This window comes from Massilia sp. BKSP1R2A-1 (assembly GCF_050586525.1).
Taxonomy (GTDB): domain Bacteria; phylum Pseudomonadota; class Gammaproteobacteria; order Burkholderiales; family Burkholderiaceae_D; genus Telluria.
In genome coordinates this window covers 1-26,463 of record NZ_JBOBRE010000001.1, presented here as the reverse complement: position 1 = coordinate 26,463, position 26,463 = coordinate 1, and the positions used below count along the sequence as shown (strand labels likewise).

Here is a 26,463-nt window from a genome sequence, read left to right as displayed (position 1 = left end):
TGATTAACCCTTGTTGTCGAACTTGGCCTTCAGCAGTGCGCCCAGGCTGGTGGTGCCCGAAGCGGCGCTGTTGTCGGCTGCCAGCTTGCTCATCGCTTCCTGGGTGTCAGCGCTGTCTTTCGCCTTGATCGACAGCTGGATGCTGCGAGCCTTGCGATCGATGTTGATGACCAGGGCTTCGACCTTGTCGCCCACTTTCAGGTGGGTGCCGGCGTCTTCCACGCGGTCACGCGAGATTTCCGAAGCGCGCAGGTAGCCTTCGACTTCTTCGTTCAGCGCGATCACGGCGCCTTTCGGCTCAACCGATTTCACGGTGCCGGTGACCAGGGTGCCCTTGTCGTTCAGCGAAGCGAAGTTGTTGAACGGGTCGCCTTCCAGCTGCTTGACGCCCAGCGAGACACGCTCGCGCTCGACGTCGATTGCCAGAACGACGGCTTCCAGCTCGTCGCCCTTCTTGAAGCGACGCACGGCTTCTTCGCCGGCTTCGGTCCAGGACAGGTCCGACAGGTGCACCAGGCCGTCGATGTTGCCCGGCAGGCCGATGAACACGCCGAAGTCGGTGATCGACTTGATCGAACCCTTGACCTTGTCGCCCTTCTTGTGGGTCATGCCGAAGTCGTCCCACGGATTCGCCTTGCACTGCTTCATGCCCAGCGAGATACGACGACGCTCTTCGTCGATTTCCAGGACCATGACTTCGACTTCGTCGCCCAGCTGGACAACCTTGTTCGGGGCCACGTTCTTGTTGGTCCAGTCCATTTCCGACACGTGGACCAGGCCTTCGATGCCTTGTTCCACTTCGACGAACGCGCCGTAGTCGGTCAGGTTGGTGACTTTACCGAACAGGCGGGTGCCTTGCGGGTAACGACGCGACAGACCGGTCCACGGATCGTCGCCCAGTTGCTTGACGCCCAGCGAGACGCGGTTCTTTTCCTGATCGTACTTGAGGACCTTGGCGGTGATCTCTTGACCGACCGACAGGACTTCCGACGGGTGACGCACACGACGCCATGCCAGGTCGGTGATGTGCAGCAGGCCGTCGATGCCGCCCAGGTCGACGAACGCGCCGTAGTCGGTGATGTTCTTGACGACGCCGGTGACCACGGTGCCTTCTTTCAGGGTTTCCATCAGCTTGGCGCGCTCTTCGCCCATCGATGCTTCGATGACGGCGCGACGCGACAGGACGACGTTGTTACGCTTGCGGTCCAGCTTGATGACCTTGAATTCCAGGGTCTTGCCTTCGAACGGGGTGGTGTCCTTGACCGGACGGGTGTCGACCAGCGAACCCGGCAGGAATGCGCGGATGCCGTTGGTCAGGACGGTCAGGCCGCCCTTGACCTTGCCGTTCACGGTGCCGGTGACGATCTCGCCCGACTCCATTGCTTTTTCCAGAGCCAGCCACGATGCCAGGCGCTTGGCCTTGTCGCGCGACAGGATGGTATCGCCGAAACCGTTTTCCAGCGATTCGATGGCCACGGAAACGAAGTCGCCGATCTGGACTTCCAGTTCGCCCTGGTCATTCTTGAATTCTTCAACAGGAATGAAGGCTTCCGACTTCAGGCCGGCGTTGACGATCACGAAGTTGTGATCCAGGCGCACGACTTCAGCCGAAATGACTTCGCCCGAACGCATGTCCTGACGCGACAGCGATTCCTCGAAGAGGGCGGCAAAGCTTTCCATACCGGTATCTTTGGTGGTTGCAGTAGACATAAAAGAGATTACTCAGGTTAGCCCAGCAGGCCGGCGATGGTGCGGACTGAACTGGGGTTAGGTTGAAACACACCTGCTCGGCAAATTACCTCGCAGGCACCAACAAGGACGTCGTACAGTGAAAATGTCATTTGGACCACCTCCCCCTGCACGTCGTCCCGGTACAGGCCAGAAAGAATGCCACTGGCATTCTTTCTCCAAGTTACTCAACGCAGTCGCTGCGGCGATGACTCGAGCCAACGGCGACTCATCGGACTTGGAGCAAATCATGCCAGTGGCATGATTTGCGCCTGCGCCGGATGCTGCACCTGCCAGTGGCAGGTACAGCGGTCTTTGGGCTAGCAAGAAAAACAGCCCTGCCCGTCATTTGAAACTTTTAAACCTCACGGATGCGCATACCACGCCAGCACCTGTTCGACCGCTTCCGCAGCCGTCATGTTCGAGGTATCGAGCAGGTGCGCATCCTCTGCCGGGACCAGGGGAGCGATCGCGCGCTTGGTGTCGCGCTCGTCCCGCTCCTTCAAATCCTTCAGCAGATCGTCCATATTAGCAGAAAATCCTTTGTCAATCAATTGCTTATATCGCCGCTGAGCCCGCGCCTCGACGCTGGCCGTCAAGAACACCTTCAATTTCGCGCCAGGAAAGATCACGGTGCCCATATCACGCCCGTCGGCCACCAGGCCGGGAGTCTCGCGAAAGCCCAGCTGCAGGCCATACAGGGCCTGGCGCACGGTCGGCAAGGCGGCGATCTTCGATGCCATATTGCCAACCTCTTCCGCCCGGATCGCTCCGGTGACGTTCTCGTTGTTCAGGAAGATGTCATCGCCGACGAAGCGCGCCGGCAGGTGCTCGGCCAGCTTGGCGATGCCGTGCTCGTCGCGCAACTCAAGGCCGCGGCGCAGCGCCTGCAGCGCCGTCAGGCGATACAGGGCGCCCGAGTCAAGCAGGTGGAAGCCCAGGCGCTCGGCGACCCTGGAGGCGACGGTGCCCTTGCCGGAAGCGGTCGGGCCGTCGATGGCGATGACGGGAATCGGGTTATTCGGCATGTGTCAGAAAAGTTCGTTCTTGGCGATGCCCGCGAAGGCCTCGAAGTATTCCGGGAAGGTCTTGGCGACGCACTTCGGATCGTTGATCCGCATGGCATTGCCGCGCCGCGCCTTGCCGTCGAGCGAGGCCAGCGAGAAGCACATCGCCATCCGGTGGTCGTCGTAGGTGTCGATGGTAGCCGGTTTCAACTGTTCCGGCGGCGTAATACGGATGTAATCCGGCCCCTCCTCCACTTCGGCGCCGACCTTGCGCAGTTCCGTCGCCATGGCGGACAGGCGGTCGGTCTCCTTCACGCGCCAGCTGGCGATGTTACGCAGGGTGCTCGGGCCGTCCGCATACAGCGCGGCCACGGCAATGGTCATGGCCGCATCGGGAATGTGGTTGAAGTCGGCGTCGATGGCCCTCAAGACGCCATTCGAGCGCGCCTCGATCCAGTTCTCGCCGCGGGTCACGATGGCGCCCATGCGCTCGAGCGCATCGGCGAAACGCACATCGCCCTGGATGCTGTTCTCGCCCACGCCTTCCACGCGCACCGGGCCGCCGGCAATCGCGCCGGCCGCCAGGAAGTAGGACGCCGACGACGCATCGCCCTCGACGTGGATGCTGCCCGGGGATGCATAGCGCTGGCCCGGCTGCACGGTGAAGGAAGACCAGCCGTTCTGCTCGACCGTCACGCCGAAGCGGCGCATCAGGTTCAGGGTGATCTCGATATAGGGCTTGGAGATCAGCTCGCCGATCACGTCGATCGACACGGCGTGGGTGGTGGCCATCAGCGGCGCCGACATCAGGAGCGCCGTCAGGAACTGGCTCGACACGTTGCCGCGCACCGAAATACGGTTGGCATGGATGTGGCCGCGGCGGATGCGCAGCGGCGGGAAGCCGGCTTCGCCCGTGTACTCGATCTGGGCGCCGACTTCGTTCAGCGCATCGACCAGGTCGCCGATCGGGCGCTCGTGCATGCGCGAGACGCCGTGCAGCGTATAGTCGCCGCCGATCACGGCCAGCGCGGCCGTCAGCGGACGGATCGCGGTGCCGGCATTGCCCATGAAAAGGTCTGCCTCGTGGTTCGGCAGCACGCCGCCGTTGCCGTGCACGACGACGGTGCGTTCGTCGACTTCATCCCACTGGATGCCGAGCGAGCGCAGCGCGCCCAGCATCACCATGGTGTCGTCCGAGGCCAGCAGGTCGTGGATCGTGGTCGTCCCTTGGGACAGCGCGGCGAGCAGCAGCGTGCGGTTCGAGATGCTCTTGGAGCCAGGCAGGCGCACCGAGCCTTCCACGTGGATCACGGGTTCGAGGTCGATGTGCTGGGGGTAGTGTTTGGACTGCGTCATTCGATTTCCTGGTTGGGCGGCGGCGGCGGCGAACCGGCTTCGATCGCTTCTTGCCAGGCACGGCGCGCGCGCTGCGCGTTCGCGTACACGGTCTCGAGCGCGGGCCCGTCGGCGGCGGCGAGCCGCGCGCGCAATGTAGTCAATTGTGCCAGATATGCATCCAGCTCGGTAAGCAGGGCCGTCCGGTTGGCCAGGCTGATGTCGCGCCACATCTCGGGCGAGGAGCCGGCGATGCGGGTGAAGTCGCGGAAACCGCTGGCGGCGTACTGGAACAGCAAATTGGCGTGGGGCTTGGCGGCGATGTCGTCCACCAGCGCATAGGCCAGCAGGTGCGGCAGGTGGCTGACGGCGGCGAACACGCGGTCGTGGTCTTCCGGGCTCAGGGTGTGGATCAGCGAACCGCACTGGCGCCAGGCCGTGGCGACCCGTTCGACGGTGGCAGGATCGTTTTCCGGCAGCGGCGTGAGCACGGTCTTCTTGCCGCGGTAGAGGCCGGCCATGGCCGCGTCGGGGCCGTTCGATTCGCTGCCCGCGATCGGGTGGCCCGGCACGAACTGGTTCACACGTGCGCCCAAGGCCTCGCGGGCAGCAATCACCACGTCGCACTTGGTGCTGCCGGCGTCGGTGACGATGGTCTGCGGCTCCAGCCAGGGCAGCAGCGAAGCCAGGATGGGGCCGGTCTGGCCCACTGGCGCGGCCAGCAGCACCATGTCGGCGCCGCGCATCGCCTCTTCCACCGACGAGCAGACCTCGTCGACGATGCCCAGCTCCAGCGCGCGCGCCATCGCCTGCGGATCGCGCCCCAGGCCGGCCACATGGCGTACCGCGCCGGCCGCTTTCAGCGCCAGCGCGAAGGACCCGCCGATCAGGCCGACGCCAATGACGACGAGCCGGTCGATGTTCAAGCCAGAACCTTCCTGAGGGCCGCGATGAAGGTCGCGTTCTCTTGCGGCAGGCCGATCGAGATGCGCAGCCATTGCGGCAGGCCGTAGTTGCCGACCGGGCGCACGATCACGCCCTGCTTGAGCAGCGCCAGGTTCACGCGCGCGCCGGCCTGCTCGTCGTCGCCGACTTTCACCAGCACGAAGTTGCCGAAGGACGGCACGTACTGGAGCCCCAGCTCTTCAAAGGCTGCGGTCATCTGCTGGTAGCCTTCTGCATTGTTGCGGGCGCCCTTGTCCAGGAATTCCTTGTCGTTCAGCGCGGCGATCGCGGCGGCCTGGGCCAGCGAGTTCACGTTGAAAGGCTGGCGGATGCGGTTCATCAGGTCCGTCACCGCCGGCTGCGCGATGGCGAAACCGACGCGCAGGCCGGCCAGGCCGTAGGCCTTGGAGAAGGTGCGCGAGACGATCAGGTTCGGGTACTTGCGGACCCACTGGCTCGATTCGAACTGGTGCTCCGGCGCCAGGTATTCGTTATAGGCCTCGTCCAGCACCACGACGACGTTGGCCGGCACCTTCTGCACGAAGGCTTCGATTTGCGCGGCCGGGATGAAGGTGCCGGTCGGGTTGTTCGGGTTGGCGACGAACACCAGGCGGGTGTCCGCTTCGATGGCAGCGGCCATGGCGTCCAGGTCGTGGCCGTAATCCCGGGCCGGGACGACGATGGCGCGGCCGCCGACGCCCTGGGTCGCCAGCGCGTACACGGCGAAGGAATACTGCGAATACACCACCGACTCGCCCTTCTGCACGAAAGCGTGGGCGGCGATTTCCAGGATGTCGTTGCTGCCGTTGCCCAGCGTGATCCAGTCCGCCGGCACGTCGTAGCGGGCGGACAAGGCTGCCTTCAGTTCGAAACCGTTGGCGTCCGGATAGCGGCCCAGGTCGGCGGCGGCCTGCGCCATCGCGGCGCGGCTCGATTCCGGCACGCCGAAGGGGTTTTCGTTCGAGGCGAGCTTGACGATCTTGGCTTCGTCGAGACCGAACTCGCGGGCGACTTCAGCGATGGGTTTGCCGGCCTGGTAGGGGGCGATGGCGCGGACGTAATCTGGACCGAATTGCGACATGATGTACTCGAAAAAAGTGGAAAGAATTAGAGGCTCTGCGGGTAGGAACCCAGCACCTTGAAGAAGGCGGCGTTGTCCTTCAGCTCGGCGAGCGCGCGGGCGACGGCGGCGTCATGCACGTGGCCCTCGACGTCGACATAGAAGTAGTACTCCCAGGTGCCGATGCGCGCCGGGCGCGACTCGAAGCGGGTCATCGACACGCCGTGCCTGGCGAGCGGCGCCAGCAGGTTGTAGACGGCGCCGGCCTTGTTCGGCACGGCCAGCACGATGGCGGTGCGGTCGCGTCCCGAGGGGCCGGTTTCCAGGCTGCCGATCACGGCGAAGCGGGTGCGGTTGTGCGGGTCGTCCTGGATGTGGGCCTGGACCACGCCGAGCTGGTACTGCTCGCCCGCCATTTCGCTGGCGATGGCGGCGACCGTCGGGTCCTGGCTGGCCAGGATCGCCGCTTCCGCGTTGGAGGCCACGGCGCGGCGCTCGATGCCGGGATGGTGCTGGTTGAGCCAGACCTGGCACTGGGCCAGCGCCTGCGAGTGCGCGCACACGACGGTCACGCCATCCATGCTGCCGGTCTTGCTCATCAGGCTGTGGTGGACCGGGATCGAGATCTCGCCGCTGATCACGGTGGTGGTGGCGAGCAGCAAGTCGAGGGTGCGGTTGATCGCGCCCTCGGACGAGTTCTCGACCGGGACCACGCCGAAGTCGGCGGTACCCGCCTCGGTCGCGCGGAACACCTCGTCGATCGACACGCAGGGCAGCGTCTCGATGGCGCTGCCGAACTGCTGGTAGACGGCCTGCTCGCTGAAGGTGCCGGACGGGCCGAGGTAGGCGACCGTCACGCGCTTTTCCAGCGCGCGGCAGGAGGACATGATCTCGCGGAAGATGGTCTGCACGTCGCGGTCCTTCAGGGGTCCGGGGTTGCGCTCGGCCACGCCGCGCAGCACCTGGGCTTCGCGCTCGGGGCGGAACACGGGGGCGTTGGTCTCGGCCTTCACGTGGCCGACCTGCTGGGCGACCTTGCCGCGCCTGCTCAGCAGGTCGAGGATTTGCGCGTCGATCGCATCGATCTGTTCGCGCAGGGGGAGGAGTTTGTCGTTCATCGTTCGGGTCGTATTTTTGGTTCGCATGCTACTCGTGCGTGATTTGAACGCGCGGTCGGCAGAGCCGACCACCCTACGATACCGTGGTGTTTCGTAGGGTGGACGGCTTCGCCGTCCGCGCGTTCAACCAGCCCATGCGTCGCCGCACAAGCCGGTTGAACACGTGATTACCGGCCTGCGAATTCGTTCAAATAATCGACGAGGGCCTGTACGCCCTCGAGCGGCATCGCGTTGTAGATGGATGCCCGCATGCCGCCGACGGACTTGTGGCCCTTCAGTTGCAGCAGCCCGCGCGCCTTCGCGCCGGCCAGGAATTTCTCGTTCAGGGATTCGTCGCGCAGGTAGAACGGTACGTTCATGCGCGAGCGGAATTCGTGCGAGACGCGGTTCTGGTAGAAGTCGTCCGCATCCAGCGCCGAATACAAGAGGCGCGCTTTTTCGATATTGGTCTTTTCCATCGCCGCCACCCCGCCCTGCCTCTTGAGGTGGGCGAACACCAGGCCCGCGATATAGATCGCGTAGGTCGGCGGCGTGTTGAACATGGATTCGTGTTCGGCCACGGTCTTCCAGTGGAAGGCCGAGGGGCAGATCGGCAGCGCATCCTCCAGGAGGTCGTCGCGCACGATCACGAGGGTCAGGCCCGCCGGGCCGATGTTCTTCTGGGCGCCGGCGAAGATCACACCGTACTTCGACACATCGATCTGCCGCGACAGGATGTGCGAGGACATGTCGGCCACGATCGGCACCTTCGGATCGGTCTCGGGCACGAAGTTGTACTCGACGCCGTCGATGGTCTCGTTGGTGCAGATGTGCAGGTAGGCCGCGCCCGGATTCAGGTTCCACGATGCCTGCGGCGGCACGCCGGTGAAGCCGTTTGCCTCGCTGCTCGCCGCGACGTTGACGTGGGCGTAGCGCGCGGCTTCCTTGATCGACTTGCCCGACCACGAACCCGTGTGGATGAAGTCGATCGTCGCCGGCTGGGCGCAGCAGCCCACCAGGTTCATCGGAACGATGGCGTTCTGGCCGAGGCCCCCGCCCTGCATGAACAGGATCTTGTAATTGGCCGGGACCGCCAGCAGCTCGCGCAGGTCGGCTTCCGCCTGCCTGTAGATCGAGATGAATTCCGGACCGCGGTGGCTCATCTCCATGACCGACATGCCGCTGCCGTGCCAGTCCAGCATCTCGCTGGCCGCCTGCTGCAGCACTTCCTTCGGGAGGACGGCCGGGCCGGCCGAGAAGTTGTATACCTGGGGCGTAATGCGCTGGGTCGTCATGCGGTCCTTTCGTTCTTACTGTTTCTGCAATTCCTGCATCACGTCCTGCATCAGCTTGCCCAGGCGCGGGTTCATGATGCGCTGGCCGATGGCCATGCCCTCGGCTGCCAGCTTCGGCGTCAGCGTCATCATCTTGCGGCCCACCGGGCTTTTGTAGAACGCGGTCAGCTGCTTGATTTCCTCGACCGTGTAGTTGTTGGCGTACAGCGGCACCATCTCGTTGATCATCTCGTCGATCAGGGTCTGGTCGTTGAAGATCTTGCTCATTGCCTGGGCCACGCCCGGCAGCATCTGCTCGGCCTTGGCGATCGCCTGCTTCTTCTGCTCGGCGTCCAGCTTCGGATCGGCTTCGATCATCGCGACCGCCTGCTGGCGCAGCAGCATCGGCATCGACTTCTGCATCTCGGCATACATGGCGTTCATGTTCTTGCGCATTTCCATCGCGTCGAACATGGCGCGGGTGGCGGCCGCGGCCGGGGTGTCGGCGGCGCAAGCGAACGACGGGAATGCCGACAGGGCTGCGGCGGCGCTCAATGCAAGGACAAACTTCTTCATCGTGTTCCTGGACTGGTAAAAAAACGGGCCGCTGGAATGCGGCCCATCGGAAGCTTCTTTACTCCGGCGCCTGTTCGAGCTCGACCTCTTCGAGATCGGTTTCGACGATGCGCTGCAGGCCCGACAGCTTGGTGCCGTCTTCGACCGCGATCAGGGTCACGCCCTGGGTCGCGCGGCCCATCTCGCGGATCTCGGCCACGCGGGTGCGGATCAGCACGCCGCCGGTGGTGATCAGCATGATCTCGTCAGTCGCATCGACCAGGGTCGCGGCGACGACCTTGCCGTTGCGTTCCGACTGCTGGATCGCGATCATGCCCTTGGTGCCGCGGCCGTGGCGGGTGTACTCCGTGATCGGGGTACGCTTGCCGAAGCCGTTCTCGGTCGCCGTGAGCACCGACTGCTGCTCGTTCTCGGCCACCAGCAGGGCGATCACGTTCTGGCCCTCTTCCAGGTTCATGCCGCGCACGCCGCGCGCGGTGCGGCCCATCGGACGCACGTCGTTCTCGTCGAAACGCACCGCCTTGCCGCCGTCCGAGAACAGCATCACGTCGTGCTGGCCGTCGGTCAGCGCGGCGCCCACCAGCACGTCGCCCTCGTCGAGGTCGACCGCGATGATGCCGGCCTTGCGCGGGTTGCTGAAGTCCTTCAGCGGCGTCTTCTTGACGGTGCCCAGCGAGGTCGCCATGAACACGTAGTGGTCTTCCGGGAAGGTCCGGTTCTCGCCCGACAGCGGCAGGATCACGGTGATCTTCTCGCCGTCCTGCAGCGGGAACATGTTGACGATCGGCTTGCCGCGCGAGTTGCGCGAGCCCTGCGGCACTTCCCACACCTTCAGCCAGTACATCCGGCCGCGGTTCGAGAAGCACAGGATGTAGTCGTGGGTGTTGGCGATGAAGAGCTGGTCGATCCAGTCTTCGTCTTTCGTCGCCGCCGCCTGCTTGCCGCGTCCGCCGCGCTTCTGGGCGCGGTATTCGGAGATCGGCTGCGACTTCATGTAGCCCGAGTGCGACAGCGTGACCACCATGTCCTGCGGGGTGATCAGGTCTTCGGTTTCCAGGTCGCTGGCGTTGTGCTCGATGGCCGAGCGGCGCGCGTCCTTGCCGTTTTCCGTGTACTCCGACTTGATGTGCGCCATCTCGTCGCTGATGATGGTCGTCACGCGCTCCGGCTTGGCCAGGATGTCGAGCAGGTCGGCGATGTGGTCCATCACTTCCTTGTACTCGTTGACGATCTTGTCCTGCTCCAGGCCGGTCAGGCGCTGCAGGCGCATCTGCAGGATTTCCTGGGCCTGCTCGTCGGACAGCTTGTACAGGCCGTCCTGCTGCATGCCGTAGTGCTTCGGCAGGTGCTCCGGACGGAAGGCTTCGATGCCGCCGGCGCCGGCCAGCTCGGTACGGTTCAGCATTTCGCGCACCAGGGACGAATCCCAGGCGCGCTGCATCAGTTCCATCTTCGCGATCGGCGGCGTCGGCGCGGCCTTGATGATCGCGATGAAGTCGTCGATGTTCGCCAGCGCGACGGCCAGGCCTTCCAGCATGTGGCCGCGCTCGCGCGCCTTGCGCAGCTCGAACACGGTGCGGCGGGTGACCACTTCGCGGCGGTGCGACAGGAAGCACTCGAGCATCTGCTTGAGGTTCAGCAGCTTCGGCTGGCCGTTCACCAGCGCCACCATGTTCATGCCGAAGGTGTCTTGCAGCTGGGTCTGCTTGTACAGATTGTTCAGCACCACTTCCGGCACTTCGCCGCGCTTCAGTTCGATAACCACGCGCATGCCCGACTTGTCGGACTCGTCGCGGATGTCGCTGATGCCTTCCAGCTTCTTGTCGCGCACGTTCTCGGCGATACGCTCGAGCAGCGATTTTTTATTGACCTGATAGGGCAGCTCGTCGACGATGATCGCGATGCGGCCGCCGTCCTTGCCGTATTCCTCGAAGTGGGTCTTGGCGCGCATCACCACGCGGCCGCGGCCGGTGCGGTAACCGTCGCGCACGCCCGAGACGCCATAGATGATGCCGGCGGTCGGGAAGTCCGGCGCCGGGATCAGCTCGATCAGCTCGTCGATCGTGCAGTCCGGATTCTTCAGCAGGTGCTGGGCACCGTTGATCACTTCCGACAGGTTGTGCGGCGGGATGTTGGTGGCCATACCCACCGCGATGCCGGACGAGCCGTTGATCAGGAGGTTCGGGATCCGGGTCGGCAGGACGGTCGGTTCTTTTTCCTTGCCGTCATAGTTCGGCTGGAAGTCGACGGTGTCCTTGTCGATGTCGGCCAGCAGCTCGCTCGAGATCTTGTCCAGGCGGCACTCGGTGTAACGCATTGCCGCGGCGGAGTCGCCGTCGATCGAGCCGAAGTTGCCCTGCCCGTCGACCAGGGTGTAGCGCAGCGAGAAGTCCTGGGCCATGCGGACCAGGGTGTCGTAGATCGACGCGTCGCCGTGCGGGTGGTACTTACCCATGGTGTCGCCGACCACGCGTGCGCACTTGACGTACGGACGGCTATGCGTCGTGTTGCTCTCGTGCATGGAATACAGCACGCGGCGGTGCACCGGCTTCAGGCCGTCGCGCACGTCCGGCAGAGCACGGCCCACGATCACGCTCATCGCGTAATCGAGGTAGCTCTTGCGCATTTCTTCTTCTAGGGAAATGGGAACTGTTTCTTTTGCGAATTGATCCATTGGGCGGGTCGACTGCTTTCAGGCTAATGGTTATTGACTGCAACGGATGATTTTACCATGCGACTGTTAGTGGCAGCACAATTCCTGCCCGGAGCCCCATTTCGGTGCGGACGGTTCCAGCATTGTCGATGCCGGCCCAGTCCGCTTGAGAGAACGTTGCAACAAAACAACATTAAAAAAATATGCTTTGCGTTTGATTTAGGTGCAGTCGTGCGTTTTTGGTGCATGTGGCAAAATGGACAGGAAATTAATTGTTTGTTTCACAATGCGAAACTGGCCCCTTCCCGAGGCGTGTTATTCTCTTGACCACAACGCCCACCGCTGAGTTTCGAGGCATTTACCCGAAAGGAAAAAAGAACATGAATAAACTGGCAACCCTCATGCTCGCAGCTTCGGCCGCGTTCGCAGGCAATGCATTTGCCCAGAGCGATGCGCCGTATGCACCGCTGACCACCGACATCAAGGCCCGTACCCCGTACAGCGCCTACGTGCAGGACAGCCGCGGCGTGATCGCCCGCAATCCTTTCGGCCTGTGCTGGCGTACCGGCTACTGGACCCCGGCCGACGCGGTCCCAGGCTGCGACGCGCCGCTGTGCGTCGAGCCTGAGAAACTCGAAAACGGCAAGTGCGTCGCTCCGCCGCCGCCACCGGCCCCTGCTCCGGCCCCGGTCGCAGAGCCGACCCCGGCACCGGCTCCGGCTCCGGTCCCGACCTCGGAAAAAGTGTCCTACTCGGCTGACGCCTTCTTCGACTTCGACAAGGCCGTCCTGAAGCCGGCCGGCAAGGCAGCCCTCGACGACCTGACCTCGAAGCTGGGCGACATGAACCTGGAAGTCATCATCGCCGTCGGACACACCGACTCGATCGGCACCGATGCCTACAACCAGAAGCTGTCGATCCGCCGCGCTGAAGCCGTCAAGACCTACCTGAAGGGCAAGGGCGTCGAAGAAAACCGCATCTACACCGAAGGCAAGGGCGAAAAGCAGCCGGAAGCCGACAACAAGACCTCGGCAGGCCGTGCGAAGAACCGCCGCGTGGAAATCGAAGTCGTCGGTACCCGCACCGTCAATAAGTAATCCTTCGGGATTGCCCATCGAACCCCGCTGCGGCGGGGTTTTTTTTCGTGTGCCGCCAGCGCCTGCCCTGCTGCTGTGACAGCTGTGTACATATTTTCCGTGCGGCACTCCGTCAGCCCGCGCATTTCCAGTATTATCCAAGCTATGACTACGACTACCAACGCAGACCCATTAGAAATCCAGAAATTCAGCGAACTGGCCCACCGCTGGTGGGACCCGACGTCGGAATTTCGTCCGCTGCATGAAATCAACCCCCTGCGCCTGGAGTGGATCAACGCGCGCGCCCCGCTGCTGGGCAAGAACGTGATCGACATCGGCTGCGGCGGCGGCGTGCTGTCCGAAGCGATGGCGCGCAAGGGCGCCAAGGTGACCGGCATCGACCTGTCCAAGAAGGCCCTGAAGGTGGCCGACCTGCACAGCCTGGAATCGGGCGTCGAAGTGCGCTACAAGCACATCGCTGCCGAAGAGATGGCGGCGGCCGAGCCTGGCCAGTTCGACGTGGTCACCTGCATGGAAATGCTCGAGCACGTGCCGGACCCGGCCGCGATCGTGCAGGCAGCCGCCACGCTCGTGAAACCGGGCGGCCACGTATTCTTCTCGACCCTGAACCGCAATCCGAAGTCCTATCTGTTCGCCGTCATCGGCGCGGAATACGTGCTGCGCATGCTGCCGCGCGGGACCCACGATTATGCAAAATTCATCACCCCGGCCGAACTGTCGCAATTTGCGCGTCTCGCCGGCCTGCAGGTCGACGGCATGAAGGGCCTGACCTACAATCCGCTGACCAAGATCTATTCGCTCAACAACGACACCGATGTGAACTACATGGTGGCGTGCAGCAAACCGCTTTAACCCCTCCGCCCGACTTTCTCCATGACTCTCCCGACCGTCCTGCCGGCACCGCGTGCCATCCTGTTCGACCTCGATGGCACACTGGCGGACACCGCGCCCGACCTCGCGGCCGCCGTCAACTGGCTGCGCACCGAGCGCGGCCTGCCGCCGACCCCGTATTCGGTGCTGCGCCCCACCGCCTCCGCCGGTGCGCGCGGCATGATCGGGGCCGCCTTCGGCCTGGCGCCGGGCGACGACGGATATGAAGAGCTGCGCCTGCAGTGGTTCGACCGCTACCAGGAAACCATGGCCGTGCACAGCTCGCTGTTCGGCGGCGTGACCGAACTCCTGCTCGGCATCGAGCAGGCCGGCATGGCCTGGGGCATCGTCACCAACAAGCCGGCCCGCTTCACCGACCCGCTGATCCCGCAGATCGGCCTGTCGCATGCGGGCTGCGTGGTGTCGGGCGACACCACCGGCTTCTCCAAGCCGCACCCGGCCCCGCTGCTGGAAGGCGCGCGCCGCCTCGGCATCGATCCGACCCACTGCTGGTATGTTGGCGACGACAAGCGCGACGTCGAAGCCGGCGTTGCCGCGGGTATGGTCACCGTGGCCTGCAACTGGGGCTATTGCGGCGCCATCGAGCCCTCGACCTGGGGCGCCGACTACCTGCTCGACACCCCGACCGACCTGCTGCAGACCCTGCGCAGCGTGGTGGAAGCGGCGCGCGAAGCCGAACGCGCCGCCTGATTCTTCCTCCCTGCACAGCGCGCCCGGAGCAGCCGGGCCGCTTACATCTCTTTACGACTGATACAGCATTCCGTCTAGGCTTGGGACGGGCTCGCCGTTAATCTACTCCTGCACGACAACATAACGTCTTAGGGAGCAGAACATGGAAACCACCGCACGCACCACCACCCGCATCCACCCGCTGATGGCCGCAGCCGCCGCTTCGGTCGTCATCGTCAGCCTGACCGGCGCCGCCGCGATCTCCGGCCTGCTGCCGAGCTCGAAGAGCGCCCCCGACACCCAGGCAGCCCTCGCCGCTTCGCCGTATGCGGGCATGGTGCCGATGACGAATGCGCAAGGCCAGGTCGTGATGGTGCCGGCAGCCGCCGTACAGGGCGCCGCTCCGGTGGCGCCAGGCGCACTGGCCGCTACCCCGGCGACCCCGCAGCTGGCCAGCCAGCTGGCCGCAGGCACGGCACCGATCGCAGCCCAGCAGGTCGCCTATGCCCAGCCCGCACCACAGCCGGCGCCGGTGGTGATCAAGGAAGTCATCCGCGAAAAGCCGGTCGTGAAGGTGGTCGAGAAGACCCGCGTGGTGCACGCCAAGCCGGCCGAACCGCGCTACTATCCGCAGCCGGCGCCTGCTCCGGCCCAGCCGAACTATGTCGGCATCGGTACCGGCGCCGTGATCGGCGGCCTGATCGGCAACCAGATCGGCGGCGGCAACGGCAAGAAACTGGCGACCGTCGCCGGCATCATCGGCGGCGGCATGCTCGGTAACGAGATCGCCAACCGCAACCGCTGATCCATCCCCTCTTCACTAAAACCGCAAGCGCCTGTTTAGCTTGCGGTTTTTTTACGGAAGATGCAGACGATGATGTCGCTCGGGAAAATCTTGAGCACGGGGATCGCGCACATGATCGCGATGTATTGCACCCACAGCGACAGCAGCGGCACATTGCCGGCGCAGCTCAGGCGCTCGCGCAGGCCCTTGGCGCGCAGGGCCGGCAGTTCGGCGCTGTCGACCAGCTCGAAGCCGCGGCCGGCGACCAGCTTGGACAGGTTGTCCGGGCTGAAGTAGTGCACGTGCGGCGACGGCAGGTCTTTCTGCCACAGGCGCTCGAAGGGCGTGCGCCAGCCGAAGCGGGCGATGACCTTGGACAGGCGGTAGAAGAAGCCGCGGCTGCTGGGCAGGTTGAGGATCAGGATGCCGTCCGGATTCAGGCGCTGCCGGCAGTCGTCGAGGGCGCTGCGGATATCCGGAATGTGTTCGATGACGTCGTTGAAGACGATGACGTCGAAGCGCTCGTCCTCGCGCAGTACGCCGGGGAAGAAGCCGGCCCGTACCGGCAGGCCGCGCGCCGCGGCGCGCGAACCGACCACCGCATCCGGCTCGACGCCGAGCACGTCGAAATCGTCGCGTGCCGTTTCGAGGAACCAGCCGTGGGCGCTGCCGACGTCGAGCAGGCTGCGCCCGCCGGGCCGCACATGCCGCTTGGCGAACTGGACAATGGCGCGGAAGTTCTCGAGGCGCAGGGCCTTCAGCCCGGCTTCGCGCTCGGCCTCGTTGACCTCGGGCCCCGTGTGCTGGTTGATGGCGACGGACAGCTCCGCGCTCTCGTACTGACAGGCCGGACAGGTCGCATGCCACGACGCGAGCCCAGCCATCTTGGTGTTACCACAGACGATACAGACCATTCCCATTCCCTTGTCGAAAAACGTGAACCAGACCGTGCAGCCGGGCCATGATATTGCACTTTTCTTATGCTGTGCGACTATTCTTTGACCACTTGACATCGCAGGTGGTTTCAGCAGTCAGGCAGCACGCTGCGACAAATTGGAGTACAATGAAGGTTCTTTCGTTGGGGGCGACCTGGTTTCGACGTGGGTTGCAAAGCAGCGCAGGGCATACCGAGGACTGGTTACCTCGTAAATACATCCAGAAATCAATAACTGCAAACGATAACTCGTACGCACTCGCAGCTTAATTGCTGCTAGGTCCACAACACCTCGCCCCTGGGGTGTGCCGCAAGGTTCGTGGACTCATTTACAGGGGCTCGCAGTAGGCCGGGTCACTTGGTCGACTGCTAAATAATAGGTGACTCGCCTGTCCAAAGGGTGCACATCCCCGTTGTCCAGGTTAAATTAATTGATAGTGCTAAGTATGTAGAACTGTCTGTAGAGTGCTTGCGGACGCGGGTTCGATTCCCGCCGCCTCCACCAACCTCTTCCAAAAAGCCGCTGATTTCGTCAGCGGCTTTTTCTTTTGCGCCTTTCCGAGCTCGGCGGTTATGGCGACATCACTCGCACAGCCTCCTATTTGAGGCCCAGCACGCGCATCCTCGTGCGCAGCCGCCGCACCTCGTCGCTCAGGTCGATCACCAGCGCCGCGATCTGCTCGTTGGCTTCGAAGTCGCGCTCGATGCTGAGCAGGCGCCGCACGCGGTCCAGGTCGCTGCTGCCGAATCGCAGGCTCGTCACCTGCACCGCCGGCTCGCTGCCCAGCACGCCGGCCTGTACGTGGCGGACCACCCACTCCGGTTCCACGTTCGCCGCCCGCGCCAGTTCCTCCAGGCTCAGGGCCGCTTCTTCCAGCAGCACGCCGGTCAGGGTTTGTGGTTGTTGCATCGTTCAGGCTCCCATGTGTTCACGCGGATTGAAGGGCATCTCGCGCGCCATCTGTTCGTACAGCTCTTTTGCGCGTGCAGTTGTGGCCGAGGGAAGCACGACCTCGAGGATCAGATACAGGTCGCCCGGCGAGGCCGCCGGGATGCCGCGCCCCTTCAGGCGTAGCTTGCGCCCCGTCTGCGATCCCGCGGGGACCGAAACTTCGACCGTCCCGGACGGAGTCGGCACTGCGATCCTCGCCCCCAGCGCCGCTTCCCATGGCGCCACCGGCGCGGTCTCATACACGTTCGCACCCTCTATCCGGTAGCGCGGGTCTTCCCTGAACTGGATTGCCAGGTACAGGTCGCCCGCCGGGCCGCCGCCAATCCCGGGCTGGCCCTGCCCTGCCAGGCGCAACTGCTGGCCGGACGTGACGCCTTTCGGAATGTTCACGCTCAGGGTCTTGTCCTGCATCGTCACAAGGCCTTGCGCGTCCTGCACCGGCGTGCGCAGGCTGATGTTGCGCGTCGCACCAAGGTAGGCGTCGCGCAGGTCGATCGTGATCGCGACGTGGATGTCTTCGCCGCGCATCTGGAAGCCCGCGCCCGGGCCGGAGCCCGCGCGGCCACGGCGCCCCATATGCGCAAACAGGTCGGAAAGGAAGTCGTCGGCGCCGGCGCCGGCATCGGAAAAGTCGTACTGGGAGGCCCAGTCCGGCGGGGGGCGGAATCCCTCGCTGGTGCGCTGGCCCCGGCGGCCCAGGTCGTCGTAGGCCGCACGTTTTTCGGCGTCACCCAGCACGTCGTAGGCTTCGTTGATTTCCTTGGTCTTCTCGGTCGCGTCCTCGTGCTTGCTGACGTCCGGGTGGAACCGGCGCACGAGCTTGCGGTAGGCCTTCTTGATGTCCTCCGGGGACGCGTCCTTTTCCACTCCCAAGGTCTTGTAGTAGTCCTTGTATTCCACGCGCACCTCCGCAAAGGTTTTTCGTGTCATCGTATCCGGCTACGTTCCCGGGCAGCGCACTGTTACGCTGGCCGGGCCTGTGACAGCCGGGCTGGCGAATCCCGTACCCGGTCTACTTCCGGGCGACTCCTACGAAGTCGGCCCCGGATCCGCCCCCGCCTCCTGAATCACCATCAACTCCTTCATCAACGCATCGTTGAACGCCGGAATATCATCCGGCTTGCGGCTCGTGATCAGCTTGCCGTCCACCACCACCTCATCATCCGTCCACTCCGCCCCCGCCGCCTTCAGGTCATCCTGGATCGCCGGATAGCTGGTCAGGTGCTTCGACTCCGCAATCCCCGCCTCGATCAGCGGCCACGGACCATGGCAGATCGCGGCGATCGGCTTGTCGGCATCGTCGAAGGCCTTGATGAAGGCGATCGCTTCCGGAATCTGGCGCAGCTTCTTCGGATTCTCTTCCCCACCCGGCAGCAGCAGCGCGTCGTAGTCCGACACCTCCGCCTGCGACAGGCTCAATTCCACCCTGAACTTGTCCCCCGGCTGGTCGTGGTTCATGCCCTGCACTTCCTCTCCGGCCGTTTTCGGCGAGATCAGGGTCACGCGCACACCTTTTCCCTCCAGGAAAGTGCGCGGCCCGGTGTACTCGACCTGCTCGACGCCGTCCGTCATCAGGACCGCAACGCGTTTTCCCACCACATCGTCCTCGCTCACGAGATCGACTACATCGCCCATATATCCTCCCGATCGATTGGTTTCGTCGTCGGGACAATTGTAGGTCGGCCGTCATCCGGGCGTCGCGCGGATCGCGGCGCGCAGGCGTGAATTCAGGGCAGCAGGTAGCAGACGTCGTCGCGGTCGCGTCCGGACGGGCGCGTGCTCAGGAAACCGTCCAGTCCGAGGCGATTGGTACCGTCCAGCGTGGCGCCGGACACGTCTTCGCGGCGCAATACCAACCGCAGTTCGCGGTAGGGAATCTCGATCGCGAACTGCCGCAGCAGCGCGGCAATCGCATGCGAACCCGGCGCGCCCGGCAGGAAGCGCTCGAACACCCTGGCGGCCACCGGCCCCACCCTGATCCGGATGCCGAGCTCCGGCCGCGGCAGCCGTTCGCCGAGGGTGGCGACGACGCCGACCTGGCAGTTGTGTTCGCCCAGCCGGTTGCGCTCTCCGAGCGGCAGCACGTCCCAGCGCCCGGTGAATTGTTCGACCCGTACCGGCGCCTGCAGGTATTCGCCCAGCACCCCCGCGATCAGCCCCGCCGGCACCACGCGGCTGCGCAGCTGGGCCGCGAAATAGGCCAGGCTCTCGAAAGGCAGTCCCGCATCGAAGGGCGCCCGCCCCACCACGCCGCCGAGCGCCGCGAGCTGGGCGAGGAAGCGGTCACGGCCATGCTCGTCCGGTCCGCCGCGCACGCGGTACTTGCACCAGGCGCGGTAGAACAGCGCCACCTGGCGGTTCGAGATGGCGTCGTAGAAGGCCCGCGGTCCCTCGTCGCGGGTCGCGTGTTCCCAGGCCGCGATGCGCTCGGTGTAGTGCAGGGGCAGCGCGCCGTTCACGCCGAGCAGGCCCATGACGGCGGTGCGCACGCGCAGGCGCAGCGCGCCGTCCTTGTCGCGCTCCACGCGCAGGCTGTCGATCTCGGCGGCGGGAAAGGCGAGCGAGAGGACGTTCTCGAAACGCAGCGCGGCCTCGATATTGGCGCCGCCTTTCTGGCGGCGCAGCCAGCGCGCCAGCAGGCGGACTGCCTGGAACAGTTCGTAGCGCCAGGGTTCGTCGAGCAGGCGCTCGATCACAGCAAGGTCAGGCTGCCGTTGCGGGGCGCGCATCGCAGGAGTTCGCGGTCCGACTGGCTCGAACGCACCACCAGCCGGGTGAAGCTGTTGACGTGCACGTAGAGGCCGAAGAAACGGTTGACCACCTCGGCGAACACGACCAGGCTGGCGCCGGCGAAGGCTTCCTCGTCCACCGTCATGTGCACTTCCGTGCCGTGCACCAGCGTGGTCCCGATCGGGCTCTTCATCCAGGCCGTCGAGGACAGGGTTTCCAGCGCCATGACGCCGGCGATCTGGCGCTGGGTCGCATTCGAGCGCGACACGTCGTACAGGGTCAGCACTTCACGGAAAGCGTCCAGGTCGCCGAGCGAGCGGTGGTTGAGGGCGAGCTGCGCCACCAGGCGCCAGTGTGCGCCGCCCGAGGAAGGGAAGCGGTGCGGCGGCGTCGGTTTGCGCAGGAGGCGCAGCAGCAGGCCGCCGGTCGCGGTCTCGCTGACCAGGTCGCCGCCGGGCGCCCCGACGCTGGTACTGCTTGCGTGCGCGCCATTGGTGCAGGTCAGGTCGATCGACGCCACGGACTGCTCATCGGCGCAGGCCAGGATGCCCGCGTCACCATAACTGCCCTCGGTAAAACCGATCTTCATGCGGTGGCGCTGCACGGCGCGGTCGTCGCGGCGTGCGAACCAGTAACGCTCGCGCAACTCGCCGCCCTCGCCGTGGCGCAGTCCGTAATAGGGGCGGTAATCCATCGACTGCACCCTGCCCTCCACCGTGCGCAGCACGCGCACCGCGTCGATGCTGTAGACCTCGACATCCTCCTCGTGGCGCCCCGGCACCACGTCGTACATGGCGCTGCGGTGGGTGATGCGTACCGGTGTCGCCGCCTGGTGGAAGAGGTTGACGATGGGGGCGCAGCCGGGCGCGAGGTGCTGTGCGCCCAGGGTGCCCAGCAGGCGCGCGGCGCCGCTGTCGCCATGCAAGCCGTTCACCACCAGGTGCAGGGTGAAACGCTGGGCGCTGGCGGGCAGCATGGGGGCGAGCGGCGCCAGGTCGATGTCGAGGAAATGGAATTTGTCGGAGAAGGCGAAGTATTCGCTGAGCAGCCGGTAGGCCGCGTGCTCGCCCGGCCGCAGCGGCACCAGCGCGTCTTCCTCGCCGAAGCCGCCCAGCGCCACGGGCATGCGTTCGAGCAGGCGCCAGGCGCCGCCCTCGCCCGCTTCCATGAAGCTGGCGCCGACGTGCAGGAACAGGGTGTCGATCAGGGCGCTCGACAGCAGCGGGTCGGCATCGACGAACAGGCGCAGCCGCGGCATGCCGAGCTGGTGCAGCAGGCGCAGCGGCGCCGCGCTCTCGATCGTGATCGCGATCTGCCCTGTGGCTCGCGCCGGCAGCCGCACATTGCCGGGCGCATGCACGACCGGCTCGTAGCGCGCCCGCACCACGCTGCACGGGGCCAGCGTGAGCGGGCTGGCGGTGCGGAAGCGGCAGGGCGTGCCCTTGCCGTGCAGTGCGCTCATCTCGGTGCCGCGCGGCAGCGACTGGACGGATTCGACGCGGTTGCCCGCCCCAGGCGCGCCCGCTTCGCCGATGCGCACGATCGAGCAGGAGGGAATGCCCTGCAGGAAGGCCGGATACAGGCTACCCAGCAGGGCTTCGGTGAACTCGGGATAGTCATCGTCGAGCTTCTTGGCGGTACGCGCATTGAGCAGGGCGCAGGCCTGGATCAGGCGCCGGATATGCGGGTCTTCGCTGCCTTCGGCCCCCATGCCCAGCTCGTTCGCAAGGCGCGGATACTGGCTGGCCAGTTCGCGCCCGACCGTGTTCAGGTAGACCAGTTCGCGCTCGTAATACGGCAGCAGCTCTTCCATGGCGTTCTCCTGTCATGACTCTGTAAGGTCGTGCAGTTTTGCGAATATGACCTTGTGCATGCTCAACAACCGATAAGCAAGTGAGTCTGCTCACACGCTACGGCGCGGCCAGCCTGGCTGCTTGCAAGTCCAAACAAAACGAGGCACAGGATGCCGCCAGGGAGGCGCCGGCCAGCGCCGCGCCGGTGGCGAACGAACCGGCAACAAGCGCACCTGCCGCTCCGGCGGCGCCCGCCGCACCGGCCGCGGCCTCTACTGCAACATTCGATCCGCAAACGGTTCCCGTGTCGGACAAGGCCCTGCCCGCCTTCCCTTATCTGGCGACGCCTTCAAGCCTGGACCCGAAGAGCGTGTACACGGAAAAAGACCTCGAGTTCGATCGCGTCTTCGTCGTGGCCCGTGAAGAGCTGCGTCCCGTGGAAGGCAAGGTCTTCCAGCGCAAGTTTTTCCTGCACGAACTGAAATGGTCGCCCCTGGCAGCGCACCGCAACTACCAGAATGCGCTCAAGGCGCTCGGCGCCGTGCGTGTGGACCGGGTCCATCCACACGACGACATATTCGTGGAGCGCAATGGCGGCGACATCAATGCCATCTGGCGCAAGATGGGTACGCCGAGCCTGGACCGCGTCGACGATCCGGAAGCGCCAGGCTACGAGCAGTGGCTGCTGCGCACGCCGACCACCAATATCTGGATGTCCCTGTTTATCGATCAAGGCCAGGTGTATCTCCAGACCGTCGAAGAGAAGGCCATGCAGCAGCAGGTATAGTTGCCGGCGGGAGGCGGCACACTGCCCCCTCCCGAACGCTTCCCGCATCCGCATCCCCCGGCCCAAGCTGTCCATCCACCGCTGCGTCGAAGGACATGGCCATGCACGGCAAGCCGTTCTGGTAGAACGCCATCAGCTCGTCCATCGTGCCCTCCTGCGAAAACGCCAAGGTCGTGCAAATTCTCCCTGGCGATATTGCGTGTGATCAACGAGAGACCTCGGCACGCCGCGACTTTCGGGTCACGCGGCCTTGGCAATTAGTCAGTAGAATGGCAGGTTTTCCGTATCGTTTTCGCTGCCATGTCCGCCGTCACGCACGCCAACCGCACCGCTTCGCCGGTCCGTCTTGAAATCGCCACCTTGTGGCGCCTGTCCTGGCCAATGCTGGTCGGCCAGCTGGCGACTGTCGGCATGGGCGTGGCCGACGTGGCGATGACCGGGCACGTCAGTGCCGAGGAACTGGCCGCCGTCTCGCTCGGCACCTCGGTCTGGCACATCGTGCTGGTGACCGTGATGGGCACGATGATGGCGCTCAACACCGTGGTCGCGCACGAGATCGGCGCGGCGCGCCACGACAAGGTGCCGCATTCGGTGCGCCAGGCCTTGTGGAAAGGCCTGCTGGTGGGCCTGGTGGGGATGCTGTTCGCGAACCTGTGCACCCTGCTCTTCGACAATGTCGGCCTCGACAAGCACGTGGCCGACCGCGCCTCCCTGTTCCTGCACGTGATCAGCCTCGGCATGCCGGCCTTCTCCTGCTACCGCGCGCTGTATGGCTACACGACCAGCATCAACCAGACCAAGCCGATCATGTGGATCGCGATCTTCGGCCTGGTCTTCAACGTGTTCTCGAACTGGCTGCTGGTGTACGGCAACTGGGGCTTCCCGATGATGGGCGCGGTGGGCTGCGCGGTGTCGACGGCCCTGGGCATGTGGCTGATGCTGGGCGCCATGGTCGTGTGGGTGAAGTACGCGCCGGCCTACCGCCTCACCTATCCGTTCACCCATTGGGAAGGTCCGGACTGGAAATCGATCGGCGCCATGCTGCGCCTCGGCCTGCCGATCGGCGTCACCTATTTCGCCGAAGTCAGCGCCTTTGCCCTGATCAGCCTGCTGGTCGCGCGTTTCGGCGTGGTGGCGATCTCCTCGCACCAGATCGCCCTGAACTTCGCCTCGCTGGTGTTCATGGTGCCGCTGAGCTTTTCGATCGGCATGATGACCCGCGTCGGCCAGGCCATGGGCGAGCGCAACCCGGAGCGGGCGCGCTTCGTCGGCTGGGTCGGCGTTGGCGTGTCGGTGGCCTTCGGCGCACTGTCGGCGATCGGCATCGCCCTGTTCCGCTGGCAGATCGCGGCCGCCTACACCTCCGACCCGGGGGTACAGGAAGCCTGCGCCAACCTGCTCCTGCTGGCCGCCCTGTTCCAGCTGTCCGATGCGACCCAGGTCGCGACCGCTTCGGCCATCCGCGGCTACCAGGTGACGCGTTCGCCGATGGTGATCCAGCTGGTGGCCTTCTGGGGCGTTTCGCTGCCGCTGGGCTGCATCCTCGGCCTGGCGCCGGAGTGGTTCCCCTGGACACCAGCCGCGCCGATGTCGACCACCGGCTTCTGGATCGGGCTGGTCATCGCCCTGACGGTGGCGGCCGTGCTGTTGACCTGGAGTTTCGAGAAGCTGGCGCGCCGGCGCATCCGCGAAGGCGCGCAGGCAAAGGCGGCGGCAGCGTAGTTACAGCTTTTCGGGCGCGACTCTGGTATCGTTCGGCAGTTGTCATAAATTAACTTACACCAGAGACATCCAATGCGCCCTCTCCTGTATCTCCTGATGGCTGCCGCGACTACCTTCGCGGCCGCTCCCGCAACGGCCGAACGCCTGACGCTGGACCGCATCTACGGCGACACCTCCCTGTCCGGCCCCGGCGTGCGCAACCTGCGCGTGTCGCCGGATGGCGAACGCGTCACTTTCCTGCGCGGCCGTGCCGACAACCAGCACCAGCTGGACCTGTGGGAATACAATATGAAGAGCAAGACCACCCAGCGTCTTGTCGATTCCAAGCGCCTGGTGCCGAACGAGGAACTGTCGCTCGAAGAAAAGGCGCGCCGCGAACGCGCGCGTACCGCGGGCCTGTCGGGCATCATCAGCTATAACTGGTCGCCGGACGGCAAGCAGCTGCTGGTCCCGATCGCCGGCGATCTCTACCTGGTCGACGTGGCCAAGCCTGACGCGCCGCGCAAGGTTGCCTCGGGTAATGTGATCGATCCGAAGATCTCGCCGAAGGGCCGCTACGTCTCCTTCGTGCGCAACCAGAACCTGGTCGTGATCGACCTGCAGACCGGCGCGGAGCGCCAGCTGACCACCGACGGCAAGGGCACCATCCACAATGGCGAGGCGGAATTCGTCGCGCAGGAAGAGATGGACCAGCACACCGGCTACTACTGGGCGCCGGACGATTCCGCGATCGCCTACCGCCGCTACGACGAAGCCCCGGTGCCGGTCGTGCGCCGCTTCGAGATCTTCGCCGACCGCACCGAAGTGATCGACCAGCACTACCCCGCCGCCGGCGATCCGAACGTGCTGATCGAGCTGATGATGGTCAACCCGGCCACCGGCCAGCAGCGCAAGGTCGACCTGGGCGCCGAGAAGGACATCTACCTGGTGCGCGCCGACTTCAGCGCCGATGCGAAAACCCTGGTCTACCAGCGCCAGTCGCGCGACCAGAAGCGCCTCGACCTGGTCGCTGTCGACGTCGACACCCTGGCCCAGCGCCCGCTGCTCACCGAAACCTCGAAGACCTGGGTCAGCATCCACAACGACCTGCGCTTCCTGAAGAACAAGAAGGCCTTCATCTGGGCGTCCGAGCGCAGCGGCCGCAACCACCTCTACGTCTACGGCCTGGACGGCAAGCTGCAGTATCCGCTGTCGAAGGGCGAATGGGGCGTGGACAACATCCTGGCCGTCGACGAAGCCGCCAATAAGGTCTATATCTCGTCGAACAAGGACGCCGTGATCGACAAGCAGACCTATGCCCTGAACCTGGACGGCAAGAACGCCGACAAGCCGGTGCGCATCACCAGCGGTGACGGCTGGCACGACGCCGCTTTTGCCGGCAACGGCAAGATCTTCGTCGACACCTACTCGAACCCGCAGACCCCGCCGCAGGTGTCGATCCGCCGCGCCGACGGTTCCATGGTCGAGTGGCTCGAGAAGAACGAGCTGAACGCGAACCACCCCTACGCGAAGTACCTGCCCGACCACCTGCCGACCGAGTACGGCAGCCTGAAGGCCAAGGACGGCCAGACCCTGTACTACTCGATGATCAAGCCAGCCAACTTCGATCCGAACAAGCGCTATCCGGTGTTCCTGTTCACCTACGGCGGCCCGCACTCGCAGCGCGTGACCCGCGGCTGGGGCAGCTACTTCAACCAGTACATGGCGCAGCAGGGCTTCGTGGTGTTCACCCTGGACAACCGCGGCTCGAGCCGCCGCGAGCGCGTCTTCACCGACGCCCTTTATAACAACCTGGGCAAGGTCGAAGTCGAAGACCAGGTCACCGGCATCGACTGGCTGGCCAAGCAGAGCTTCGTCGATCCGAAGCGCGTCGGTGTGTTCGGCTGGAGCTATGGCGGCTTCATGACCCTGCGCCTGCTGTCGGCGGCGTCGGACAAGATCGCGATGGGCGTGTCGGTGGCCCCGGTGACCGACTGGGCGCTGTACGACACCCACTACACCGAGCAGTTCGTGGGCGGTACGCCGAAATCGGATCCGGAAGCCTACAAGCGCAGCGGCGTGTTTGCCCACCTGGACGGCATGAAGTCGCCGCTGCTGCTGGTCCATGGCATGGCCGACGACAACGTGCTGTTCACCAACACCACGCGCCTGATCGACGAGCTGGTGAAGCGCAACGTGCAGTTCGAACTGATGACCTACCCGGGCGCCAAACACGGCATCTCGGGCCGCGTCAGCCAGCGTCACGTGTATGGGCTGATCGAGTCGTTCTTCAAGAAGAACCTGGGTGGGACGGCGGCGAAGTAAGCCGGTGTTCCAGCTGGATAAGCAGCCGCCTGAGGGCGGCTGTTTTTTATGGCGCTGTCACCGTTCAGTGTGGGCTCGCCGTGCCGAACACGCCCAGCGCCGCACCTAACAGCCGCTCGGCCGTC

22 protein-coding genes and 1 other RNA gene are annotated in these 26,463 nt (G+C 64.8%); 8 read left to right on the top strand and 15 right to left on the bottom strand.

Going from position 1 to position 26,463, the window contains the following annotated elements:
- Window positions 1-3: 3 nt before the first annotated feature.
- From rpsA to gyrA, 9 genes are all read right to left on the bottom strand, one after another.
- Window positions 4-1,710, bottom strand: coding sequence for a 30S ribosomal protein S1 (gene rpsA, locus ACQ7JA_RS00115; protein ID WP_430893724.1), 1,707 nt, complete (start codon window positions 1,708-1,710; stop codon window positions 4-6).
- A 383-nt stretch (window positions 1,711-2,093) separates the two neighbouring features.
- Window positions 2,094-2,756: a (d)CMP kinase gene (gene cmk / locus ACQ7JA_RS00110; protein ID WP_430893722.1), complete on the bottom strand. Its 663-nt coding sequence runs from the start codon at window positions 2,754-2,756 to the stop codon at window positions 2,094-2,096.
- A 3-nt stretch (window positions 2,757-2,759) separates the two neighbouring features.
- Window positions 2,760-4,091, bottom strand: coding sequence for a 3-phosphoshikimate 1-carboxyvinyltransferase (aroA, locus tag ACQ7JA_RS00105; protein WP_430893720.1), 1,332 nt, complete (start codon window positions 4,089-4,091; stop codon window positions 2,760-2,762).
- Window positions 4,088-4,990, bottom strand: coding sequence for a prephenate dehydrogenase (locus ACQ7JA_RS00100; RefSeq protein ID WP_430894494.1), 903 nt, complete (start codon window positions 4,988-4,990; stop codon window positions 4,088-4,090). Before ACQ7JA_RS00100 ends, aroA begins: the two co-directional genes overlap by 4 nt.
- A gap of 2 nt (window positions 4,991-4,992) precedes the next feature.
- Window positions 4,993-6,096 carry a histidinol-phosphate transaminase gene (gene hisC, locus ACQ7JA_RS00095; protein WP_430893718.1) on the bottom strand — a complete coding sequence of 368 codons (1,104 nt, stop codon included), beginning with the start codon at window positions 6,094-6,096 and terminating at the stop codon, window positions 4,993-4,995.
- A gap of 26 nt (window positions 6,097-6,122) precedes the next feature.
- Complete coding sequence (gene pheA, locus ACQ7JA_RS00090; protein WP_258830346.1) at window positions 6,123-7,193, bottom strand: prephenate dehydratase; 1,071 nt, start codon at window positions 7,191-7,193, stop codon at window positions 6,123-6,125.
- Window positions 7,194-7,360: 167 nt separating this feature from the next.
- Complete coding sequence (gene serC, locus ACQ7JA_RS00085; RefSeq protein ID WP_430893715.1) at window positions 7,361-8,467, bottom strand: 3-phosphoserine/phosphohydroxythreonine transaminase; 1,107 nt, start codon at window positions 8,465-8,467, stop codon at window positions 7,361-7,363.
- Window positions 8,468-8,482: 15 nt separating this feature from the next.
- Complete coding sequence (locus ACQ7JA_RS00080; protein WP_430893713.1) at window positions 8,483-9,022, bottom strand: DUF2059 domain-containing protein; 540 nt, start codon at window positions 9,020-9,022, stop codon at window positions 8,483-8,485.
- A 58-nt stretch (window positions 9,023-9,080) separates the two neighbouring features.
- Complete coding sequence (gene gyrA, locus ACQ7JA_RS00075; RefSeq protein WP_430893711.1) at window positions 9,081-11,696, bottom strand: DNA gyrase subunit A; 2,616 nt, start codon at window positions 11,694-11,696, stop codon at window positions 9,081-9,083.
- A gap of 359 nt (window positions 11,697-12,055) precedes the next feature.
- Between gyrA and ompA the strand changes: the two genes are divergently transcribed.
- The 4 genes from ompA (at window position 12,056) to ACQ7JA_RS00055 (ending at window position 15,137) form a co-directional block, all read left to right on the top strand.
- On the top strand, window positions 12,056-12,772 hold the full coding sequence (gene ompA / locus ACQ7JA_RS00070) for an outer membrane protein OmpA (RefSeq protein WP_430893709.1): 717 nt from the start codon (window positions 12,056-12,058) through the stop codon (window positions 12,770-12,772).
- A 144-nt stretch (window positions 12,773-12,916) separates the two neighbouring features.
- Window positions 12,917-13,624 (top strand): bifunctional 2-polyprenyl-6-hydroxyphenol methylase/3-demethylubiquinol 3-O-methyltransferase UbiG, encoded by a 708-nt coding sequence (gene ubiG / locus ACQ7JA_RS00065; RefSeq protein ID WP_430893707.1) that lies wholly within the window; start codon window positions 12,917-12,919, stop codon window positions 13,622-13,624.
- Between the two features lie 21 nt (window positions 13,625-13,645).
- Window positions 13,646-14,353, top strand: coding sequence for an HAD family hydrolase (locus tag ACQ7JA_RS00060; RefSeq protein WP_258830340.1), 708 nt, complete (start codon window positions 13,646-13,648; stop codon window positions 14,351-14,353).
- A 142-nt stretch (window positions 14,354-14,495) separates the two neighbouring features.
- The gene (locus ACQ7JA_RS00055) at window positions 14,496-15,137 is read left to right on the top strand and encodes a glycine zipper 2TM domain-containing protein (protein WP_430893705.1); all 642 of its coding nucleotides are present in this window, start codon (window positions 14,496-14,498) and stop codon (window positions 15,135-15,137) included.
- A 35-nt stretch (window positions 15,138-15,172) separates the two neighbouring features.
- On the opposite strand, the gene ACQ7JA_RS00050 is transcribed toward ACQ7JA_RS00055, so the two are convergent.
- On the bottom strand, window positions 15,173-16,000 hold the full coding sequence (locus ACQ7JA_RS00050) for a class I SAM-dependent methyltransferase (RefSeq protein WP_430893703.1): 828 nt from the start codon (window positions 15,998-16,000) through the stop codon (window positions 15,173-15,175).
- Window positions 16,001-16,196: 196 nt separating this feature from the next.
- Here ACQ7JA_RS00050 and ssrA point away from each other — a divergent pair.
- Window positions 16,197-16,555: a transfer-messenger RNA gene (gene ssrA, locus ACQ7JA_RS00045) on the top strand.
- Between the two features lie 93 nt (window positions 16,556-16,648).
- On the opposite strand, the gene ACQ7JA_RS00040 is transcribed toward ssrA, so the two are convergent.
- From ACQ7JA_RS00040 to tssF, 5 genes are all read right to left on the bottom strand, one after another.
- Window positions 16,649-16,960, bottom strand: coding sequence for a MerR family transcriptional regulator (locus ACQ7JA_RS00040; RefSeq protein ID WP_430893701.1), 312 nt, complete (start codon window positions 16,958-16,960; stop codon window positions 16,649-16,651).
- A 3-nt stretch (window positions 16,961-16,963) separates the two neighbouring features.
- Window positions 16,964-17,902, bottom strand: a complete 939-nt coding sequence (locus ACQ7JA_RS00035) for a DnaJ C-terminal domain-containing protein (RefSeq protein WP_430894493.1) — start codon at window positions 17,900-17,902, stop codon at window positions 16,964-16,966.
- A gap of 129 nt (window positions 17,903-18,031) precedes the next feature.
- Window positions 18,032-18,637, bottom strand: a complete 606-nt coding sequence (locus tag ACQ7JA_RS00030) for a type 1 glutamine amidotransferase domain-containing protein (protein ID WP_430893699.1) — start codon at window positions 18,635-18,637, stop codon at window positions 18,032-18,034.
- A gap of 92 nt (window positions 18,638-18,729) precedes the next feature.
- A complete protein-coding gene (gene tssG / locus ACQ7JA_RS00025) occupies window positions 18,730-19,698 on the bottom strand; it encodes a type VI secretion system baseplate subunit TssG (RefSeq protein WP_430893697.1) in 969 nt (322 codons plus the stop codon).
- Window positions 19,695-21,545, bottom strand: coding sequence for a type VI secretion system baseplate subunit TssF (tssF, locus tag ACQ7JA_RS00020; RefSeq protein ID WP_430893695.1), 1,851 nt, complete (start codon window positions 21,543-21,545; stop codon window positions 19,695-19,697). The genes tssG and tssF overlap by 4 nt, the downstream gene beginning before the upstream one ends.
- Before the next feature lie 80 nt (window positions 21,546-21,625).
- Between tssF and ACQ7JA_RS00015 the strand changes: the two genes are divergently transcribed.
- The 3 genes from ACQ7JA_RS00015 (at window position 21,626) to ACQ7JA_RS00005 (ending at window position 26,338) form a co-directional block, all read left to right on the top strand.
- A complete protein-coding gene (locus ACQ7JA_RS00015) occupies window positions 21,626-22,312 on the top strand; it encodes a hypothetical protein (RefSeq protein ID WP_430893693.1) in 687 nt (228 codons plus the stop codon).
- Window positions 22,313-22,612: 300 nt separating this feature from the next.
- Window positions 22,613-24,034 (top strand): MATE family efflux transporter, encoded by a 1,422-nt coding sequence (locus ACQ7JA_RS00010; protein ID WP_430893691.1) that lies wholly within the window; start codon window positions 22,613-22,615, stop codon window positions 24,032-24,034.
- Between the two features lie 72 nt (window positions 24,035-24,106).
- The gene (locus ACQ7JA_RS00005) at window positions 24,107-26,338 is read left to right on the top strand and encodes a S9 family peptidase (RefSeq protein WP_430893689.1); all 2,232 of its coding nucleotides are present in this window, start codon (window positions 24,107-24,109) and stop codon (window positions 26,336-26,338) included.
- Window positions 26,339-26,463 lie beyond the last annotated feature (125 nt).